Consider the following 19879-nt stretch of genomic DNA (forward strand, 5'->3'; position numbering starts at 1 on the left):
TGGATAGGAATGGTAATCTGGTCATAAAGGAATCCGTTCTCTGGTGTCGAATCACTATGTAGGCTTAAGGAGGGATTTTGTTGCCGAAAAGGTGGCCCTTCTTCCTTTTCATTCTGGTGTCGTTCGGTCTGGTCGTGACTGCCGGACTGCTCGGGGGTGTGCATCTTCCAAATACCTACATGCCGAAAGTGCAACATTTTCCCCCGGTTCCTACGTCTATAAGCACAAGCGGGGATGATACTGCTGCAGCGCGGGAACGAACGGTAGAAAAAGAGGATGCCGTCGTACCCAGGCAATGGTATCGAAATCGGGTGGTGGTGCTGACTTACCACCATGTGTCGAATCAATCGAACCAACGCTATGTGATTGACCCGGACCAATTTGCCCGGCATATGGCGTTTTTGCGCGAGAATGACCTGCATCCGATTTCGTTGTCGGAGTTTTTGCGTTTTGTCGACACTGGCGTGCTGTCTACCGACAACGCCGTGCTGATTACGTTTGACGATGGATACGAGAGTTACTACACGCATGCGTTTCCCGTGCTGCGGCAGTACCAGTTTCCATCCGTCAATTTTGCTATTGCAGGTCGGCTGCGGGACACCGCGGAGCGCAAGCGAGAAAATATGACGACACCGTTGACTCGCCAACAGATAAACGAAATGCTCGTTTCCGGGCTGGTGGATATCGGCTCACACACATACAGTCTGCATGAACAAGCCGCCAGCAACGAATGGGGAGAATGGGGGCCCGAGACTGCTCCCGTTTACATGGAGGATCTGCAGCGCTTGGAAAACGAGCAGGAATACCGGAACCGATTGTACGTTGACTTTACCATGTCCCGTGTCGGCCTGAGCGATCTGGTGGGCCGACCGGTGGAAACCATATCCTTGCCGTTCGGCTTTTTTAATGACATCGTTCTGCAGACCGCCCAACAAGCAGGCTACCGTTACGTGTTCAACTCCAATCCGGGAGTGGTGACACCCGGCGTCAATCCGCTTAAGATCCCGCGTTTTGACGTCGGCTCGCGCGAGATGGATACTGCCCAACTCCACCAGCTGTTTACGAAAGCGAAAAACGGATTTGAAGGAGAGCAGGAATGAACCAGGCAATCAGCATCAGCATGTTGGATGGAGTAATTAAACGAACGATTGAGACGGTGGAGGCAAGCAAGGCGCAAATCTTTGAGATTTCCGAACATGCACGCCAGCAGGGTAACACGTTAAAGCTGGAATTGCATGAATTGCGACAAGAAATTTCCAAAGTGATTCAGAAGGTGGATGCGCTGGAGCTCGCCTACCGCAAGTCGCGCAACCGGCTGGTGCTGGTGAGCCGCAACTTCCACACCTATACGGAAGAAGACATCCGCATCGCGTACGAGGAAGCGAGCCGGATCCAGGTAGAGTTGTCCATATTTCGGGAACGGGAAAACAACCTGAAGCGCAGGCGCAATGATCTGGAGCGGCAGCTTCGCAACCTGGAGGAGACGATCGAGCGGGCAGAAAAGCTTGTCACGCAGATGGGCGTTGTGCTTGGATATCTGACTGGCGACTTGAGCAAGGTCGACGAAGCACTGGAGACGGCCAAACAGCATCAGATGATGGGATTGAAAATTATTCAGGCCCAAGAGGAAGAACGGAAGCGCGTCGCGCGTGAAATTCACGACGGTCCAGCCCAATCGATGGCAAACGTGGTGCTGCGCTCGGAAATTGTAGAGAAGATGCTGAAAAATGACCGCATTCTGGAAGCGCAGATGGAACTGCACGAACTGAAAGAAATGGTCCGCATGAGTTTGGCCGATGTGAGGCGGATCATTTTTGACTTGCGGCCAATGGCGCTGGACGATTTGGGGCTGGTGCCCACGCTGCAGAAATACATTCAAACTTACGAGGAGCGAACGCAGGTTACCGTCGACTTGGTTGTGTTTGGAGTAGAGCAGCCGCTCAAAAGCTCCGTCAAAGCCGCCATCTTCCGTCTGGTACAGGAATGCCTGAACAACGTGGAAAAGCATGCGGGGGCCAACAAGGTCCAGGTGAAACTGGAGTTTTTGGAGGATGCACTGGTTCTCGTTGTCAAAGATGACGGGATCGGCTTTGATGTAGACCAGCTCACAGCCAAAGGAGGGTCTTTTGGGCTGTTGGGCATGAAGGAGCGGGCGCAACTGCTCGAAGGTACGATGGAGCTGCAGTCGTCGCCTGGAGAAGGAACGAAAGTGATGTTTCAAATACCGGTTAAATATTGAGTGCGAAATCGTACATAGGGAGGATGAACATGGAGAAAAGGCAGCAAGAAATCCGGATTGTAATTGTGGACGATCACCAATTGTTCCGTGAAGGCGTCAAACGAATTTTGGAAATGGAGAGCGACTTTCGGGTAATCGGCGAAGGCTCCGACGGGGAAGAGGCGTATCGCCTCGCTGAGGAGCACAAGCCGGATGTGATCCTGATGGACATCAACATGCCCAATGTCAACGGTGTCTCCGCCGCGGAACACGTCATTTCCGTAAGCCCGGATACCCGTGTGATCATCCTGTCCATTCATGACGACGAAGGTTACGTGTACCGTACGCTGCGTTCCGGCGCGTCCGGCTATCTGTTGAAAGAGATGGGGACGAACGATCTGGTGGAAGCCGTTCGCGTGGTGGCCGGAGGCGGCGCATATATCCATCCGAAAGTAACAGGCAAGCTGATTGAAGAATTTCGCCGCTTAAGCGAACAGGAAGGAGTGGCGGAACGGACGTTTGCGGCAGAGGATTCGGAGCCGGTCGATCCGAAGGTGATCGAGTCGCTGACCCGCCGCGAGCGCGAGGTGCTGCAGCTGATGGCAGAAGGGAAAAGCAACCGGGCCATCGGGGAGTTTTTGTTTATCAGTGAGAAGACGGTGAAAAACCACGTCAGCAGCATTTTGCAAAAGCTGAGCGTGCAAGACAGGACACAGGCTGTAGTCATTTCCATTAAAAACGGCTGGGTGAAACTGTAAAGAGGGAAGGCGGCTGCACCATATACAAGCCATCTGGCATACCTTGATTGCAAGAGGAGGTATGACCGTGATGGAAGAGTTGGTGGTGTGGCTGTTGGCGGCATATGGCTGCTCCTCTCTGCTGGTGACACTTGCAAACCGCTGGATCAGCCGCATGGCAGTGCGAGCGGACCAATCATGCGTGCATTACCGGCTGCTGCTCGGCAACTCTGAGCAGGTGCTGGAATACGCAGTCCGGCGGCTGCATGCCCGTTCGTATTGGAGCGGTACACCGATTCGCATCTCGTATGTCGATTACGGATCGACTGATGATACATGTGGGATCACGGCTGTGTTGAAACGGGCCGGCTGCCTCTGCGCCGACGAGGAGGAAGAGGTGGCCGACGCCCCGGCCGTGATCGTAGACCTTCGCCATACAGACGAGTGGGAGCGCGTGATATAACGCGCTTTTTTCTTTTGTCGTGCTGCTTCACGGTCCCGAAATATTTGCAGACAGCTGCTGTCTTTTTGCACACTGGTCTTGCAGAGACAAGGGGGACGGAGGCGGTAGTGTGCGAGAGTACCTGCTCTATGTAAAAGTGGGCGACGAGGCGGCGCACGTGTATGTGACGCCGTGTTTTACGGTGGATCAGATGTATTGGCGGGAGCGGGACGGCTGCAGGCTCCACGTCATTGGCAAAAGCCCATCGCTGGCGCTGGCCTTTTACCTGAGAGGGATGCTGAACGCGCGACTGCAGGGTCGGGATGTCGGGGAAGAGGAGATTGCCGCCATGCGGGAATGGGCGCTGGCACACGTCAGGGAAACCAACGCCTTGTACGGCCGGGAAGCCGGGGACATGCAGCCGCTCAGGGGAGAGTGGTTTTCGATTGAGGTGACCGGGGAAGACACGGAGGATTCCGATGGCCGGCAAACTGATGAGCGAGCAGATGCCGAAGGAAAGGCTCCGCCAAGTCCTGGAGCATCTCTGTCCGCCGGTGCCCTTCCCGATCTGCGCGCAGACAGTGAGCGGCTGCATCTGCTCTTGCAGGGGCGCGCTTTGCTGTTGGAAGAGCTGGACGGCTTTCTGCATCGGCGCGGCTGGACGGGAAGTCTGCGCACGGAATGCTTGCAGTGGCTGGTACTCGACGGGAAAGCGGAGTGGCGGCCGGGCATTGAGCTGTTCGTGAGACGCGACATATGGCGCCGGCGTTTGGCGATGCGGTGCGGACGCTGCGGCAGCGAGCGGGGGATCGCGCTCACGCTCTGCCACTCCTGCGGGCAGGGCTGCGCATACTGCACGACATGTTTGGACATGGGCAAAAGCAAATGCTGCACGCCGTATCTCTGCGTTCCCGGCAGACGCACCCGCTTTCGCCAGGACGGCGCGGCGGCTGCTCTCCAGTGGGAGGGGCGGTATTCGCAGATGCAGGCGGCTGCGGCGGAACGGGCCAGACGCTTCGTAGCGGCCAGCAGACCGGGGCCCGCGGCGTTTTTGATGTGGGCGGTCTGCGGAGCGGGGAAAACCGAGCTGTTGTTTCCTGCCATCCGGGAGACGCTGGCGGATGGCGGACAGGTATTGATCGCCACGCCGCGCAAGGATGTGGTGCTGGAGTTGGCCCCCCGCCTGCAGCGCGTTTTCCCGGCAGCGCGCGTGATCGCCGTTCACGGGTCCAGCCGGGAAAAATGGGAGGACGCTGACATTACTGTTGCCACCACCCACCAGGTGATGCGCTACTATCAGCGCTTTCCCCTGGTCGTTTTGGATGAGGCAGACGCGTTTCCGTACCACAACAACCCTGTCTTGTACCGGGCAGTTTCCCGCGCCGTTCAGCCCGGCGGGAAAACTCTGTATTTGAGCGCCACGCCGCCCCGCTATCTGCGAAAGCGGCTGGTCCCATCCGCCTTTCGGTTCCCGACCCACTCCGCTACTCACGTGCTGCTGCCGGGGCGGTATCACGGATATCCCCTGCCGGTGCCCAGGGTGTGCACGGTAGCTGCCCTGGACAAGCGGATGCGGCTGGGGCGTGCTGTACCGCCGCTGCTCGATGGCGTCAAGGCTTCCCTCGCGGCCGGCCGTCAGGTGTTCGTCTTTGTCCCGCGGGTGGAGGACGTTCCCCGGGTCCTGCAGTATTTGCAGGCCCGGCTGCCGGATCACGCAAACGCGCTGGCGGGCGTCCATGCCGCCGATCCGGAGCGGGAGCAGAAGGTACGCCTCTTTCGGGACAGGCGTTTTGCGGTGATGGTGACCACTACCATTCTGGAACGGGGAGTCACCATTCCGCGCAGTGACGTGATTGTCGTCGGGGCGGATGCCCCCGTTTTTGACGAGGCTTCCCTCGTCCAGATTGCCGGACGCGTGGGCCGTTCCGCTGACGCGCCGGAGGGAACCATACTGTTTATCCAGTCTCATCGTTCCACCGCCCCCTATGCTGCCATCAGGCAGATTTGCAGGATGAACCGTTTGGCGGAGCGGCTGCGGGAAAAGGAGGCGCGTTCATGCTGCGAGAGCCGTGTGTAAGCTGCGGCGGCCGGGTGACCTCGCGGGAGGAGACAGTCCGGCGCTTGTCTCTGGCCATAGCGCGCAGCGGCCGCTACCCGGCGGTCTACCGGCTGCTGGACGGACTGGGTCTGTGTGCCGATTGTCTTCGGCTCCTGCCGATCGTGGGCGAGCAGATTTGCGTCCAGTGCGGACGGGACATGGGCGGCCCAACGCTTCCCCTGCTGTCAAATCAGCAGAAGTGCGGGGACTGCGCATCTGTCGAGGAAGAACCGTTGTCCGGCAACCGTGGGCTGCTGGTCTACAACGAGTGGGGAAAAGAGATGCTCAGCCGGTTCAAATACAGAGGAGACGAACGCATGGCCGGCTTGTTTGCCGCTTTGCTGGCGCTGGCCTTTTACCGCTACTACGGATCAATTCGATTCCGGTGTGCAGCCGCTGTTCCCCTCCATGACAACCGTTTGCGGGAGCGCGGCTTCAACCAGGTGGAGCTGATGGTGCGGGGGCTGAGCAACCACATTGGCGTAGATGCTGTCCCCCTGCTGGCGCGGACGAGGCATACCCCGAAACTGAGCAGGCAGGGCGGGCGTACCGCGCGGCAGGAGAGCATGCGGGGAGCGTTTGAGTGGGTGGGTCCTGTGTCCTGTCGCAGCCGCGAGATGGAGATCACTGCGGATGGCGGCGGATCAGGTGTCCGTGTACGCGGGGATGCGTCGTACTGGCGGCAAAGAGTTGGCCCGGCATTACTTGGGCGTCTGTTCAAGGCTTCCGACGCCATTCTGCTCGTGGACGATATTTACACCACCGGCACCACGCTGCGTGCCTGCGCAAAGACAATTAGGGATCAGGTGGGGCATGGCTGCCGCGTCTATTCACTGACGGTCTTTCGGTAGCATCGAGCCTGCCTGTTTGCGACTGCCATCAAGGGCATCGACTTTAAAGGAGAAGATTTTCGTTACGGTTTTTCATATGGTTTTTCCATGCACCGCGCAGCCGGCAGCTCCGTTTTATTAATTTAAGAGACGGCCAACCCTCTCCATGTTTTTATTCTCTTCATAGCCATCTTGGAAAAAATGCGCTATGATGGAAGTACAACGGGTTGAACATCAAGAGCAAGTACGGGGAGATCAAAGGAGTTGTGCTTATGTCACTGGGCAAACTGTCTAACTGCTCACGCTGCGGTACCCTGTTTGTGCAGGTCGTTCGCGATATTTGCCCTTCATGTCATCAGGTGATAGAAAAAGAATATGAACGGTGCGCCTCTTTTCTGCGCAAGCGGGAGAACCGGGGGGCGACGATCTATCAGCTCAGTGAAGCAACCGGAGTTTCCATTAAGCAGATTACCCGATTCATCAAAGAGAGACGAATTTCGATTGCCAACAACCCCAACATGGGCTATCCCTGCGATCGATGCGGGTTTTTGATTCGCAGCGGACAGTATTGTGCCGACTGCACCAAGCATCTGCAGCGGGACATCGTGCTGGATCTCGACGTCGAGCGGCGTCTGGAAGAAGAAAAGCGGGCTCGCTTGTTAGAAGCTACATATCGAAGAAAGCAGAATCGTGACGAATAGTTTTCGCGGAAAAAACTAATCGTTTGCCGGTATTTTGCCGATGATACTACTAAAGAAGTATCATCGGTTTTCTTGTTATGATGAGGATGTGGAGCGATCCTGCTCCCAGTCTTTTATGTCTGTTTGGATTGAGAGGATGGTTTTTCAGATGCGTATTCAGGAACCGAACCGCACGGGAATGATAAATGCCTACAATAAAACGGGGCAGACGCCGGTTGGCAAAGGGCGCAAGCTGTCCATGGGCAAGGATGAAGTGAACATTTCAGCGGAAGCCCTGGAGATGCTGAAGCAGGTGGAGGACCCCGACTCTCCCGCGCGACGGGAAAAGATACAGCGCTTGAAAAAACAGGTGGAGGACGGGACGTATCGCGTTCCCAGCGACAAGCTCGCCGACAAAATCCTGTCCTTCTGGCGCAAGCTGTAAGGGACGCGTATGACGACCTCGAGGGGAAAGCTGAGGTGTCCTCATGACGAAGTGGCATGAACTCTACGAACTGCTCGACAACTTGATTCAACTGCACAAGGCGCTGTATACGCTTGCCGTACAAAAAAAGGACGTGCTGATCAAGGGTGACGTCGACGAACTGGTGGCCATCACCAAGCAGGAACAGAAACTGATCCAGGCTGTCGGCAGCGCCGAGGAAGCCCGCCAGGCTGTGGCAGCTCACTTGTTTGCTTCCCTGGGTTTCACCCGGGACAACGGCACGCTTTCTGACCTGATCAAGCTGACGACCAGCGCGGAAGAGAAGATGCGTCTGACCACGTACCGCGATGAACTGATGCGGATTGTCTCTGAACTGCGGGATGCCAACGAGCTCAATCAGCAGTTGTTGGAACAGTCCCTTTCTTTTGTCAACATGACGCTCAACCTGATCACAGATGCGCCGGAGGATGACTTTATCTACGGAAATCCGACGGCGGAGGCGTTCCGCGGAAGCCATCGCAGTTTTTTCAATACCAAAGCGTAAAAGAGGTGCAATCATGCGTTCAACATTTCATGGGTTGGAAGTGAGCAAGCGCGGGCTTATTGCCCAGCAAGCGGCATTGAATACCACCGGCCACAACATCGCCAACGCCAATACGGAAGGCTACACCCGGCAGCGCGTTAATATGGTTGCGACTACTGGCATTCCGTATGTCGGCCTGAACATGAGCAGAGAGGCCGGCTTGTTGGGTACTGGTGTGATGGTGTCAGATATCCAGCGTCTGCGTGAGGATTTTCTCGATCTCCAGTTTCGAAACGAAAACAAAATCCTTGGCTATTGGGACGAAAGGGTTGATGCCCTAGCCAAAATAGAGGCGATTTTGCAGGAGCCTTCCGAGACGGGGTTGCAAAAGGTCATGGACCAGATGTGGCAGGCGTGGCAAGATCTGTCCAAAGACCCGATCAACCCGTCTACCCGTGCTGTCGTGCGGGAGCGGTCCATTGCGGTAGCCGAAACATTTGCCAATCTGTACAGGCAGCTTCAGCAAGTCCAGCAGGACATGGATCACGTCGTCGGTGTCAAAGCGCTTGAGGTCAATTCGCTGGCCCAGCAAATCGCCGCTGTTAATAAGATGATCAACGACGTCGTGCCGCACGGGTATGTGCCAAACGACCTGTATGACCAACGGGACGTGTTGATCGACAAGCTGTCCAAGCTGGTGCCGGTAAAAGTTAGCTATGTGGAAAACGGCATGGTGGACATTCAGGTGGACGGCCGGGACTTGGTAAACGGGTATACCTCGGTTCCGGTGGCAGCGGTGAGAAATCCGCAGACCGGTCTCAATGAATTTACCATTGGCGGGGTCAGCTTCAAACCGACATCTGGCGCAATCACTGCCATATTGGAATCGCGGGACGTGCTGATTCCCGGCACGATGGAGCGTCTCGATCTCCTCGCCATTAATCTGACCAGGGAAATCAACAATGTGCACAAGTTGGGATACAGCATCAACGACATTAACGCCGGTGGCGGTTCGTCCCAAATCCCGTTCTTTGTTGACAGGATAAGTGGCGGCACTGCGGATCCGACCGGAGCTGCCAACATCGCGATCAACCCTGCCATTTTGGCCAGTCTGGATGCCATCGCCGCAGCCAGACCGGAGCCGGACGGCAGCGTAGTGGCAGGCAATAACGAAAACGCCTTGGCCATCGCTCAGATCAAATTCAAGATCATCCCTGCAGGAGCAGGTCCCACTGACTTCAAAGAAGCGACAACACTGGACGATTATTACCGGTACACCATTGGCGAACTGGGCGTAAAAGGACAGGAAGCCATCCGCAATCAGAAAAACTCGGAAACCATTGTCAACATGGTGGCGGCACAACGCGAATCGGTGTCAGGCGTCTCCATCGACGAAGAGATGTCCAATCTGGTCAAGTACCAACACGCCTACAACGCCGCAGCGCGTTCCATCACAGCTGTTGACGAAATCTTGGACAGGATCATTAACGGCATGGGCCGAGTCGGTCTGTAACGTCGTTAGGGAGGGTAACACATGGCTGTTCGCGTAACGCAAAACATGCTTAACCGCAACATGCTGCGAAATCTGTACAATTCGATGGGCAACATGGATAAACTGCAGGAACAGTTGTCGTCGGGGAAAAAGGTCTCCAAACCTTCTGATGACCCGGTGATTGTGACGAGGGGAATGTTTTACCGCTCCTCGCTGATTGAAAACGACCAGTTCGCCAAAAATACGACGGAAGCGCTCAACTGGCTGGACGCCACAGACCAGGCACTGGATGAGGTGGGGAACGTGTACAAGCGCGTTCAGGAATTGGTGGTAGCCTCCGGCAACGGCACCTTGTCCAAGGACGACTTGAAAATGATGGCCATGGAAATCGCTGAACTGAAAAACCACCTGGGCAATATAGCCAACCAGACGGTGAACGGGCGGTATATTTTTGCCGGGACCGATTCCACCAGACCGCCTTACGATACTGCGTCAGGCCAGTTTACCAACACGAACAGCTCGCTGATTAGACTGGAAATCAGCGAGAATACGTATGTGCCGATCAACATCAACGCGCAGAATGTGTTTAACAATCCGACCGGGAACAACATTTTTACCCTGCTGGACAACATTGTCACGGAGTTGAACAATGGCAACGCTGCGACGGCATACAGTGACCAATTGAAACAGCAGGCCGATTTTGTCTTGACCGAGCGGGCTGCGCTGGGGGCACGAGTCAACCGGCTGGAACTGGTGGAAGACAGGCTGTCCAAAAGCGAGGTCTCCATTACCGGGTTGATGTCCAAAAACGAGGATGCGGACATCGCCGAAGTAATCACCCAACTGAAGGCACAGGAGAATGTTCACCGGGCCGCGCTGTCTGCCGGGGCGAGGATCATCCAGCCGTCTTTGGTTGATTTTCTGCGATAATACCAAGGGGTAGACGCACATGCCCATTGCTTCCTTGCGAATGGAGAGCACGATGGCGCGGATCGGAATCTCCGTTCAAAAACCCGTGCAGGAAATTCAGCAGCCGCATGCTGACCTCCAGCTTCGACAAAGGCCGGCCATCCTGCAGATCAGACAGGACCCCGGCGAGATCACGATCGACTCCAGCCGCGCCCGATACAGTCTCGGGCTGCGAACACCGCTGCAGTTCAGCGACGACAACGCCGCTTTCGGCAAACAGCAGTGGCTGGAGGCGATCGCCCGCATCAGTCAGGAGGGGGACCAACTGCGGGCGATCGAAAACCCGCAGGACCCCATCCCTGAACAGGCGGCTGACAGGTTCGGCATTACCCCCCACACCCTTGCCGACCCCGCTCTATCCCGACGAAGGGGTGGACATTGGGTTTCGTCATGGCATTACGTTGATCAATATCCAAAAACAAGGATTTGAGAACCATACCCAAATCCGACCACCCGTGTTAAAATACACGCCGGGAAAAGCGCAGATATACATGCAGCAGTACAATCGGCTGAAGATAGAAGTCGTCGGTCTGCAGGTTGATCGGTTGATGTGAAAAGGAGAAAGGCATATGACAACTGGCCGTAAGATGGAGATTGGAAAAGTATACTTTGAAGAAGGGGTGCCAGGTTTTTCGCACCTGCAATTTTTTCAGATCGTCCAGGAAGACTCCGAAATTCCCTTTCTCCAGCTCTTGTCCATGGAAGATGAGAAGGTAGGATTTTGGATCATTGATCCCTTTCTGTTTTTCGACAACTATGAATTTGAAGTAAAAGAGCCGATCAAGCAAGCGCTGCATATTACAGACCAATCTTCCGTAACCATCTTTACCATTGTTACTCCTCGTGAAAACGGAATCACCGTCAATCTAAAAGCTCCGATTGTCGTTAATCTGGATAATCGAATGGCCAAGCAAATGATACTGGATGAGGACTACGAGGTGCGCGCTCCTCTATCCAGAAGAGAAAATCCTCCGGGAGGTAGATAACTTATGTTGGTACTATCACGGAGGAAGAATGAGTCCATCATGATTGGTGACAGTATTGAGGTTACAGTCGTGTCTGTTGACGGTGATGTCGTCAGAATTGGAATAAAGGCGCCGCGAGACATAGACGTTCACAGGAAGGAAATCTATACTGCCATCCAGGAGGAGAACAAGGAAGCCTCGCACATAAAACATGATTTGTCAGCAATGGTAAGTTTGCTTGGAAAAACGGATAAAGATAAATATGAATAATTTAAAGAAGGAGAGGCTTTGCCCTTTATGAAAAGCCTCTCTTTTTTTGTTAATTTTTTATAAAAATCGCCATTCCGGCCAGGGAGTTTACGTCTAACGTCTTCAGAAGTTCCAAACAATAGTTTAGATATCCGTTATTATGTTCTATGACTCTGCCAATTGATTGGATGCAGGTGATGACGTGAGATTCATTAAAAGAGTCCCGATAGTGACCGGCGATTCCAATTAAATGCATTTTAATAATACCGTAATGAAGAATGAGCTTCACATAATCCTCCATGCACTTATCATTGGAACCAAGCGGGAACAGATTTTTAAAGATATAATTGACAAGATAGTTTTCAAGAATATATTCGTGTTGATCTATAAAAGGTTTGTAGTAAGTGTGATAAGCAGATTGATAGCGGCTGGCAACATCCTCCAATGGGGCATCATCAGAAAATCCGATACCGGAAAGAAAGTCAGCATGACATTGCAAGTACCTTTTATGGTGCAATCCTAAAAGCAAGCGAATGTCAATGATTTTTTTCAGAAATTTGATTTGCAGGGTGGGTTCAATTGGAATTTGGTTGAGGCTATCGATTAGACTCCCTTGTTCGATCAACGTATGATAATTGTCAACCAGAGTGGGAATGGCAGTGTGCTGCTGTTCTTCGACAAGGCGGTCGACATCCTTCAAGAAAATGCCCAATAATATAAGCCGGTTAGCCAAACTGTAGCGTCGCTGTTGGATGAGGTCGATCGAAAAGATACGTAAATTCCAGAAATAGCTAGAAAGATTATAGGCCTCATTGCCGACTTTTAGGACGCCATTTAAGGCCATTTTCTTGTCTGCGTCCTCTATTATTTCGTCGAATTCCATTTTTTCAGGGTTCAACAGGGCCAGCCGCGCCGCTTCAGGACAAGACAAGGTCAAGGACTTTTCAAGCGTGCTGTTTACAATATTGGTGACACGGGGATAGGAGCTGCAAACGTTTGATAAGTATTCTTCCCCGAGCTCTAGTTGAATCTGACAAAGGCTGTCTTTGGTTAGCATAGGGCAGGAGTGGTTGTTGTCGAGTTTAATATGGGCATAGTTTTTTTCAGTAGCATTTTTTCGAGTCCTTCTGATACTTTCATTCAGTAATGTTTTTACAGAGGCGTTTTTTACCTGCTTGTACTTCAGATAGGTTCGCTTGTCGATATCTACTCGCCACCCGACACAGCAGGTATCTTCACACTCAGAGCCAATGCATGAAAACTTCCGCAAGTATTGGGGGACAAGGGTAACGTTTTTGTGTTCCTTCATGGTGCAGGCCTCCTTCTTCATCCATATGTATTGTATCGGCTAAAATAAACAAACTGCTAAGTTCAAAGATATGAAGTACGAGGAAAACATTTTTTGAAAAAACCTCTAAATCTTTTGTCGAAGCTCGCCGATAACACTAGTGTAGGGGAAATGGGCAAGCGCGCGATTGCTTCAAATCCCGTCAATTTAGAGTCACATGGATGTGACTGTCACAATCAAGGAGGAAAAAGCAGATGATTATCAACCACAACCTGTCTGCAATGAACACCCATCGCCAACTGGGCATCAACACCGGCAACCTGGCAAAGAACGTAGAGAAGCTGTCTTCCGGCTACCGCATCAACCGCGCCGCTGACGACGCTGCCGGTCTTTCCATCTCCGAGCGCATGCGTTCCCAAATCCGCGGTATGGAGCAAGCTGCACGCAACGCGCAAGACGGTATCTCCCTGGTTCAAACTGCGGAAGGCGCGCTGCAAACGGTAAACAACATCCTGGTACGCATTAAAGAGCTGACTGTTCAAGCTGCTAACGGTACCTATGACCAAACTAACGATTTGGCTCGTATCAACGAGGAAATCGCTGAACTGGCAAAAGAAGTGGATAACATCAAGACCAACACCAAGTTCAACGGAATCACGCTCCTCGATGGTTCCCAAGACATCACCCTGCAAATCGGTATCGAATCTACTCAAACACTGACGCTGACATCGGCGAGCTTTAACATTTCTAACGTTGTAACTGCTGTTCAAGGATACACTTTTGCTGACCAAGATGCAGCAAACCAAAAACTTCAAGATATTGAAGACCAGATTAACAGTGTGAGCGCAGCTCGTTCTTATCTGGGTGCCAACCAAAACCGTCTGGAAAACACCATTAACAACCTGAACATCACTGCGGAAAACCTGCAAGCTGCTGAATCCCGTATCCGCGACCTGGATATGGCGAAAGAACAAATGGCGTTCACGAAGAACAACATTCTTACTCAAGCAGCTCAAGCCATGCTGGCGCAAGCCAACCAACTGCCGCAAGGCGTTCTGCAACTGCTGCGCTAATAGAATCAAAAAAAGAGAGCAAGTATTTCTTGCTCTCTTTTTTCCTAATTGACGAAAGGAACGGGAATATGAAGCTGTCAGCTTGTGTCATTGTGAAAAACGAAGAAAAATGCCTTTCCACATGCCTGGAAAGTGTGAAAAACGTTGCATCCGAAATGATCGTTGTCGATACCGGCTCGACAGACCGGACGGTGGAAATTGCCCGACAATGTGGTGCGTCTGTCTATCATTTTGAATGGATTGATGATTTTTCTGCTGCCCGGAATTTTGCACTTTCCAAGGCAACGGGCGATTGGATCATCTTTCTGGATGCAGACGAACAGCTTGCAGCGGAGAGTGCCCCCCAACTCCATCAGGTCATAAAACAAGCACAACGTGAACAATACGACTTGATTGCCGTTATGTTAACCAATTACGATTTGTCCAACAACCAGCCTATCAGTGCCTCCCCGCAAGTACGTCTTTTTCGCAATGATCCGGATATCCGCTATGTAGGTGCTATCCATGAGCGAGTGGTAAGTGATAAAGCCCCTTTGAACGTACTGTTTGCGACTGACCGTGTTGTCGTTTATCATAGCGGGTATTCTCGTTCTACAGTGGCGGAAAAAGAAAAAAGCAAGCGAAATCTTGCCCTGCTGTTTAAAGAATGGAATCAAAATCCGAAAAGCAGCGATCTGGCCTTTTATATATCGGAGTCATATCTAATTGATCACAAATTTGAAGAAGCATTGCAATTTGGCCAAAAAGTGCTGCAGTTTAAAAATGCAACGTTATTTGGCCTGTATGAAAGAAATTACGTCAATATGATTAACTGCATGATCGCATTGGATTATCCGATCGAAAAACAATTGAAACTTATTCAGGAAGCGATTCATGCCTACCCGAATTTTCCTGACTTTTATTTTTTCCTGGGAGATGTCTATCGGAGGCAGAACCGATTCCACGATGCTGTAGAAGCGTTTTCATCCGGTATGCAGCGATTGACGGACTCGGTCACATCACAATCCAGTGCCTACTTTACCAGCACCAAGGTATTGACCGTGATGGGACAACTTCTTTATGCCGTTAACGATTTGCCGGGATGCGTTGAATGTTTTGTTAAAGCTCTTCGCCTGGACAAATACAACTATCGGGCGCTGCTTGAATTGGTGCGCGTTTTTTCTATGCATGAAAATCCGGAGAATATTTCTCCTTTCCTGTCGAGGATATATGATTACGGCAATGTAAAAGATGTGCTGCTGCTTGTAAATGTTTCCCTTGAAGCCAACAATGGGGCTCTTGCCGATTATTACATGAATTTGGTAAGGGATGATCAGAGAGAACAACTATCCTCCCACATTGCCAAGCTGCACCTTTTACTAGGTCATTATTCGGATGCATTGGTTCTCTACCGTGAACGGTACAAAAAAGAAGGCGCGACTCATGATGCGGTTCATGCTATTGCGGCAGCACTGGCTGCAGGGAGTGAAGAGGCATTGCGTGACCTTTTTCCTTCCTTGCCGCAATCGTTGCAGGCTCTCTTATTAAAAGAGTCTGCATCCATCCAAAAAGATGACCTGGTTTTATTGATGGACATATTCGTCAGGCTGAATAAATGGGAGGAGCTGCTTGGATATGCTGACCTTATTGTAGAACAGGGCGTTTTGTTGAAAACGGCTGAGATTTGCTTTCAACAAGGGGCATTTGGATTCGCGTTTGAATTGTATCAATACTATCTGGAACAACATGGGGAAATCGACGTCCAGACGCTTTGCGCCATTCTGATCAAAATGGCGGATTGTGCCATGCGCCAACAGAATTGGGAACTGGCGCTCCAGCTATTGCAGGAGGCCGAATCCGCAAATCCCCGCGAGTATTGCGTTTATGAACGGCAAATTCAACTCTATGTGAAAATGCAGGAACGGGACCGACTGATGAACGTTATCCTCAAAGCGATGAATTATTTCCCCGAATCGTCTTACCTTCGATCTTTATCTGTTAACGTAATCAATCACTAATTGTACCGAATTTACGTCGGAGGTTGATGATCGATGGGTACCCTTAGTCTCACGATGATTGTTAAAAATGAAGAGAAGAACATAAAACGATGTCTGGACAGTGTGAAAGACTTGGTCGATGAAATGATCGTAGTCGATACTGGGTCAACCGATCAGACAAAGGAGATTGCGCTGCGATGTGGAGCCAAAGTATTTGATTACGCCTGGACGGATAGTTTCGCAGATGCGCGTAACTACGCCCTGCGGCAAGCTAGCAGTGATTGGATTCTAGTCCTTGATGCGGACGAATACATGGTGAACACCTCCCGCATGTTGATAGACAACTTTATCAACTCAAAAAAAGCAATCGGAAGAATTATGATTGTGAGTAAGTACGTGCATGAATCCGAAGTCCGTTATTTGCGGCAGTGGGCATCCCGCCTGTTCCCAAGAGGTGTATATTATCAGGGAAGAATCCATGAACAGATTGTATCAGAGTTACCCCACGTCCGAACGGGGATTGAGGTGCATCATGACGGATATTATCAAACAGACAAAACGGATCGAAACCTGCCCCTCTTATTGAAAGAGTTGGAAGAGAGGCCCTATGATCCGTATCTTTTACATCACATCGCCATTAACTACAAAAATAAAAAAAATTACCAAGCTGCAGATCGGTATTTTTCGCAGGCCTATCGGAAGTTAACCCGAGAGGAAGGGTTTTATCCCACACTGGTTGTTGATTACTTGTACAACACGATCGCGAATGGGAATCTGGAAGATGGCATGGAAATTATCATGAGAGAAAGGGAGCACCTTGAAAAATTCCCTGACTTTCACTTTGTGGCAGGCTTGTTTTTCTTGGAATATGTTCAAGAAGACATTCAAGGAAGGCTTGAGATGCTCGATTGGGTAGAACAGGCTTTTCTGACCTGTCTTGAACTGGGGGAATCTGAGCGCAGTGACAGTGTTGTGGGAGTGGGAAGTTATTTGGCTGCCTATAATTTGGCTGTCGTTTATGACATTTTCGGGATGACGGATAAGGCCAAACATTACTATCAAGAGGCAGCAAAACTAAATTATCAGCCAGCCATGACCCGCCTGAAATTATTAATGTAATTCAGGGCAGCTCCCTAAATGTATCTCAATTATTGCTGGAAAGGTGCCGATACATACAGTATAGGGATGTTTAGGGGGAATTAGTGATGGAGATTAGTTCCAAGGCTCAGATTAGCATACCTATCCAAAAAAGTGCGGATTTTCCCAATTCTGTGATTGCGGGAAGTCCATCTGTGGCCGAACGGACGCATACTGTATCCAAGGAACAGCTGGTAAAGGAAATCGAAAGCCTTAACAAATTTATCCAAACAACTAGTACCCACTTGAGATTTACCTTCCATGAGGAACTGAACGAGTATTTTGTTCAAATCGTTGATGACCAAACGAATGAAGTGATTCGTGAGGTTCCTCCGAAAAAAATTCTTGATATGGTTGCAAAGATGCACGAAATGATCGGTCTGTTAATTGATGAGAAACGATAGGAGGTTTTGTTATGATAAGTCCGATTCGCCTTGGGGGAATTGCATCAGGACTTGATACAGATAAGATCGTCAGAGACCTGATGAAAGTTGAGCGGGAGCCGCTCAACAGACTGAAACGTAAAAAACAGCTGGAAGAATGGAAACGCGACAGTTATCGAGAAATGAATGCACTTCTGCTTGAACTGCAGAAGTCGCTGGACAATCTGCGCTTCGCAAGTAATCTCAATAAGAAAAAAGCTGTTTCGAATAATGATGCAGCTGTGTCTGTGACAACGAAGGGAACCCCTTCTTTGAGCAGTTATACCATTAAGGTTACTCAGTTGGCACAGCCTGCTGTTCCTCCAAGTGCAGCACTGTCCGTCGATTCGTCCATTACAGATTCCAAGACACAAATTGGAAGCGACTTTTCTTTCTCCATTTCGACCAGCAAAGGATCTTCCGCCACAATTACGGTTTCGTCAACGGATACCATCGACAGTATTATTGCCAGAGTTAATCAGACCGGCACAGGGGTTAAGGCATCCTTTTTGAACAATAAACTGGTGTTTACGTCAAGTGACGGAAGTACATTCGATATAAACGTTTCAGGAGATGGCACCGTACTTGGAATGGGTCCAGATGGAACCACCACAAACTCGACGGCCGGGCAGCCTGGAACGCCGGGAATTGTGGAAATAAACGGAGTGACACATAGTATCACAAGCAATACCTTTACGTATGACGGTATGGAAATTAACCTCAAGCAGGTAACGACCGATCCAATCGTTATTAGTGTTCGTACAGATGAAGACGCCGTATTTTCGATTATCAAAAGTTTTGTCGACAAATACAATGAGGTCATTGAAAAGATAAACAATAAAATATCCGAGAAAAAATACAAAGGGTACGAGCCGTTGCTGGACGAAGAAAAGCAGGAGCTTCCTGAAAAAACAGCTGAAAAGTTGGAGAACATGGCCAAAAGCGGCATTCTCCTTCGAGACTCGATTCTGTCTAGTGGCCTTGATGCGATGCGGTTTGCTTTGTCTAACAAACTGGAGGGGGCAGACTCAGCGTTTGACACCTTGAGTGAGATTGGTATTACCGGTTCCCCCTATGGCAAATATGCGTACATGGAAAAAGGCAAATTGTACATTGATGAGACAAAGTTGCGGAAGGCAATCAGCGAAAATGGAGAGAAAGTAATTAACCTGTTTACCCAATACAGCAGCACGAAAAATTATAATGAAACCGGATTGGCTCAACGATTGTATGACGAGATTGGTAAGACTATCAAATTGTTGACAGACAAAGCGGGAAGTTCCACAAATCCGGTTGATGACAGTGTTATTGGACGCAGTATCGACAGCATTAACAGGGACATAAATCTATGGGAAGACCGTTTACAAAAGATTGAGGATCGGTATTGGAAGAGGTTCACTGCCATGGAAAGTGCTTTGGCCAAAATGCAATCACAAAGTACGTGGTTTATGAACTTGTTTGGCGGTCAACAGTAAGAGGGGGATGCCGATGTTGCATAATGCTGCACAGACCTATCAAACGAATCAAGTAACAACAGCAACTCCGGCTGAGTTGACGCTGATGCTGTATAATGGCGCACTCAGATTCTTAAAGCAAGCAAAGTCGGCACTGGAATCAAATGATTATGAGACAGCCAACAACAGTTGTATACGGGTACAAAATATTTTGTATGAGTTGATGGATACCCTGAATGATGCCTATCCGATTTCCGAACAGTTCCGTAAGATGTACGATTATATGCTGCGGCGTCTGATTGAGGCCAACGTGAAAAAGGATATTTCTGGACTCACCGAAGTTGAAGACTTTTTTCAGCAATTTCGGGATACATGGAAGGAAGCAATGATCCTGGCCAAACGTCAAGGGTAGGATGTGATCACAATGCCCGAGCAGATAGAGATGTTGGCTAGTCAGATCCTTCAGGTGACACGAGAGTTTCATGAGGACGTGTGCCAGGAAGAATCTGATGCCACATGGGACAATTTTTTGGAGCAACGACAAGTATTAATGACGTGCATTGATGAGGCCATTTCCCAGGGCGGCCAATTAAGCATGATAGCGCGTCAGTACTTGCAGGAAGCACATAGCCTTGATCAAACCATACGCCGTTTGATTATGGAGCAGAAAGAAACGGTTCAGCAAAAACTAAATGAACTTCAACAGCACAAGTCCGCCTTTGATAAATATAACTACACTTACGGAACTACAGCTTACGGCGCATTCTTTGATGTAAAAAAATGATGATAAGGTCAGCCAGTACAACATCTGGCTGTTATTTTTTTAAGAAGAGGTTTGGTAAGAGAGTAAATATTTCTGTCTAAAATTCCGATATTACTAA

At 50.6% G+C, this 19879-nt stretch carries 23 protein-coding genes; 22 read left to right on the plus strand and 1 reads right to left on the minus strand.

Translation table 11 applies throughout. The features are described from left to right. Positions 1-80: 80 nt before the first annotated feature. From Q7F15_RS02035 to csrA, 15 genes are all read left to right on the plus strand, one after another. Positions 81-1100, plus strand: a complete 1020-nt coding sequence (locus Q7F15_RS02035; RefSeq protein WP_249179184.1) for a polysaccharide deacetylase family protein — start codon at positions 81-83, stop codon at positions 1098-1100. After that, positions 1097-2239 carry a sensor histidine kinase gene (locus Q7F15_RS02040; RefSeq protein ID WP_171564170.1) on the plus strand — a complete coding sequence of 381 codons (1143 nt, stop codon included), beginning with the start codon at positions 1097-1099 and terminating at the stop codon, positions 2237-2239. Before Q7F15_RS02035 ends, Q7F15_RS02040 begins: the two co-directional genes overlap by 4 nt. A 29-nt stretch (positions 2240-2268) precedes the next feature. Next, positions 2269-2976: a response regulator gene (locus tag Q7F15_RS02045; RefSeq protein ID WP_171564171.1), complete on the plus strand. Its 708-nt coding sequence runs from the start codon at positions 2269-2271 to the stop codon at positions 2974-2976. Positions 2977-3046: 70 nt separating this feature from the next. After that, on the plus strand, positions 3047-3418 hold the full coding sequence (locus tag Q7F15_RS02050) for a glycosyltransferase family 2 protein (RefSeq protein ID WP_171564206.1): 372 nt from the start codon (positions 3047-3049) through the stop codon (positions 3416-3418). A 109-nt stretch (positions 3419-3527) separates the two neighbouring features. Then, a complete protein-coding gene (locus Q7F15_RS02055; protein ID WP_230077477.1) occupies positions 3528-5474 on the plus strand; it encodes a DEAD/DEAH box helicase in 1947 nt (648 codons plus the stop codon). Continuing rightward, complete coding sequence (locus tag Q7F15_RS02060; RefSeq protein ID WP_212133449.1) at positions 5453-6346, plus strand: ComF family protein; 894 nt, start codon at positions 5453-5455, stop codon at positions 6344-6346. Before Q7F15_RS02055 ends, Q7F15_RS02060 begins: the two co-directional genes overlap by 22 nt. Positions 6347-6597: 251 nt before the next feature. Further along, positions 6598-7026 (plus strand): TIGR03826 family flagellar region protein, encoded by a 429-nt coding sequence (locus Q7F15_RS02065; RefSeq protein WP_212133467.1) that lies wholly within the window; start codon positions 6598-6600, stop codon positions 7024-7026. 148 nt (positions 7027-7174) lie between these two features. Continuing rightward, a complete protein-coding gene (flgM, locus tag Q7F15_RS02070; RefSeq protein WP_212133447.1) occupies positions 7175-7450 on the plus strand; it encodes a flagellar biosynthesis anti-sigma factor FlgM in 276 nt (91 codons plus the stop codon). Positions 7451-7493: 43 nt separating this feature from the next. Then, complete coding sequence (locus tag Q7F15_RS02075) at positions 7494-7994, plus strand: flagellar protein FlgN (protein ID WP_171564175.1); 501 nt, start codon at positions 7494-7496, stop codon at positions 7992-7994. Between the two features lie 13 nt (positions 7995-8007). Then, complete coding sequence (flgK, locus tag Q7F15_RS02080; protein WP_212133445.1) at positions 8008-9486, plus strand: flagellar hook-associated protein FlgK; 1479 nt, start codon at positions 8008-8010, stop codon at positions 9484-9486. A gap of 21 nt (positions 9487-9507) precedes the next feature. Next, complete coding sequence (flgL, locus tag Q7F15_RS02085; protein ID WP_230077474.1) at positions 9508-10395, plus strand: flagellar hook-associated protein FlgL; 888 nt, start codon at positions 9508-9510, stop codon at positions 10393-10395. 19 nt (positions 10396-10414) lie between these two features. Continuing rightward, complete coding sequence (locus Q7F15_RS02090) at positions 10415-10864, plus strand: DUF6470 family protein (RefSeq protein WP_304415027.1); 450 nt, start codon at positions 10415-10417, stop codon at positions 10862-10864. Further along, a complete protein-coding gene (locus tag Q7F15_RS20535; protein WP_368509249.1) occupies positions 10806-10988 on the plus strand; it encodes a DUF6470 family protein in 183 nt (60 codons plus the stop codon). Before Q7F15_RS02090 ends, Q7F15_RS20535 begins: the two co-directional genes overlap by 59 nt. 15 nt (positions 10989-11003) lie before the next feature. Then, positions 11004-11420, plus strand: a complete 417-nt coding sequence (locus tag Q7F15_RS02095) for a flagellar assembly protein FliW (RefSeq protein WP_304415028.1) — start codon at positions 11004-11006, stop codon at positions 11418-11420. Between the two features lie 3 nt (positions 11421-11423). Continuing rightward, complete coding sequence (gene csrA, locus Q7F15_RS02100) at positions 11424-11669, plus strand: carbon storage regulator CsrA (protein WP_304415029.1); 246 nt, start codon at positions 11424-11426, stop codon at positions 11667-11669. 49 nt (positions 11670-11718) lie between these two features. On the opposite strand, the gene fliB is transcribed toward csrA, so the two are convergent. Further along, on the minus strand, positions 11719-12957 hold the full coding sequence (gene fliB, locus Q7F15_RS02105; RefSeq protein WP_304415030.1) for a flagellin lysine-N-methylase: 1239 nt from the start codon (positions 12955-12957) through the stop codon (positions 11719-11721). A 233-nt stretch (positions 12958-13190) separates the two neighbouring features. On the opposite strand from fliB, the gene Q7F15_RS02110 reads away from it, so the two are divergent. From Q7F15_RS02110 to fliT, 7 genes are all read left to right on the plus strand, one after another. After that, complete coding sequence (locus tag Q7F15_RS02110) at positions 13191-14009, plus strand: flagellin N-terminal helical domain-containing protein (RefSeq protein ID WP_304415031.1); 819 nt, start codon at positions 13191-13193, stop codon at positions 14007-14009. A gap of 68 nt (positions 14010-14077) precedes the next feature. Then, complete coding sequence (locus tag Q7F15_RS02115) at positions 14078-16006, plus strand: TPR domain-containing glycosyltransferase (RefSeq protein ID WP_304415032.1); 1929 nt, start codon at positions 14078-14080, stop codon at positions 16004-16006. Between the two features lie 33 nt (positions 16007-16039). After that, the gene (locus Q7F15_RS02120) at positions 16040-17104 is read left to right on the plus strand and encodes a glycosyltransferase family 2 protein (protein WP_304415033.1); all 1065 of its coding nucleotides are present in this window, start codon (positions 16040-16042) and stop codon (positions 17102-17104) included. An 86-nt stretch (positions 17105-17190) separates the two neighbouring features. Next, positions 17191-17526 (plus strand): flagellar protein FlaG, encoded by a 336-nt coding sequence (flaG, locus tag Q7F15_RS02125; RefSeq protein ID WP_212133431.1) that lies wholly within the window; start codon positions 17191-17193, stop codon positions 17524-17526. 11 nt (positions 17527-17537) lie between these two features. Then, positions 17538-19019, plus strand: coding sequence for a flagellar hook-associated protein 2 (locus Q7F15_RS02130; RefSeq protein WP_212133429.1), 1482 nt, complete (start codon positions 17538-17540; stop codon positions 19017-19019). A 13-nt stretch (positions 19020-19032) separates the two neighbouring features. Further along, positions 19033-19410 carry a flagellar export chaperone FliS gene (gene fliS, locus Q7F15_RS02135; RefSeq protein WP_212133427.1) on the plus strand — a complete coding sequence of 126 codons (378 nt, stop codon included), beginning with the start codon at positions 19033-19035 and terminating at the stop codon, positions 19408-19410. Positions 19411-19422: 12 nt separating this feature from the next. Beyond that, the gene (gene fliT / locus Q7F15_RS02140) at positions 19423-19782 is read left to right on the plus strand and encodes a flagellar protein FliT (protein ID WP_212133425.1); all 360 of its coding nucleotides are present in this window, start codon (positions 19423-19425) and stop codon (positions 19780-19782) included. Positions 19783-19879 lie beyond the last annotated feature (97 nt).

The organism is Brevibacillus aydinogluensis (genome assembly GCF_961514395.1).
GTDB lineage: Bacteria > Bacillota > Bacilli > Brevibacillales > Brevibacillaceae > Brevibacillus > Brevibacillus aydinogluensis.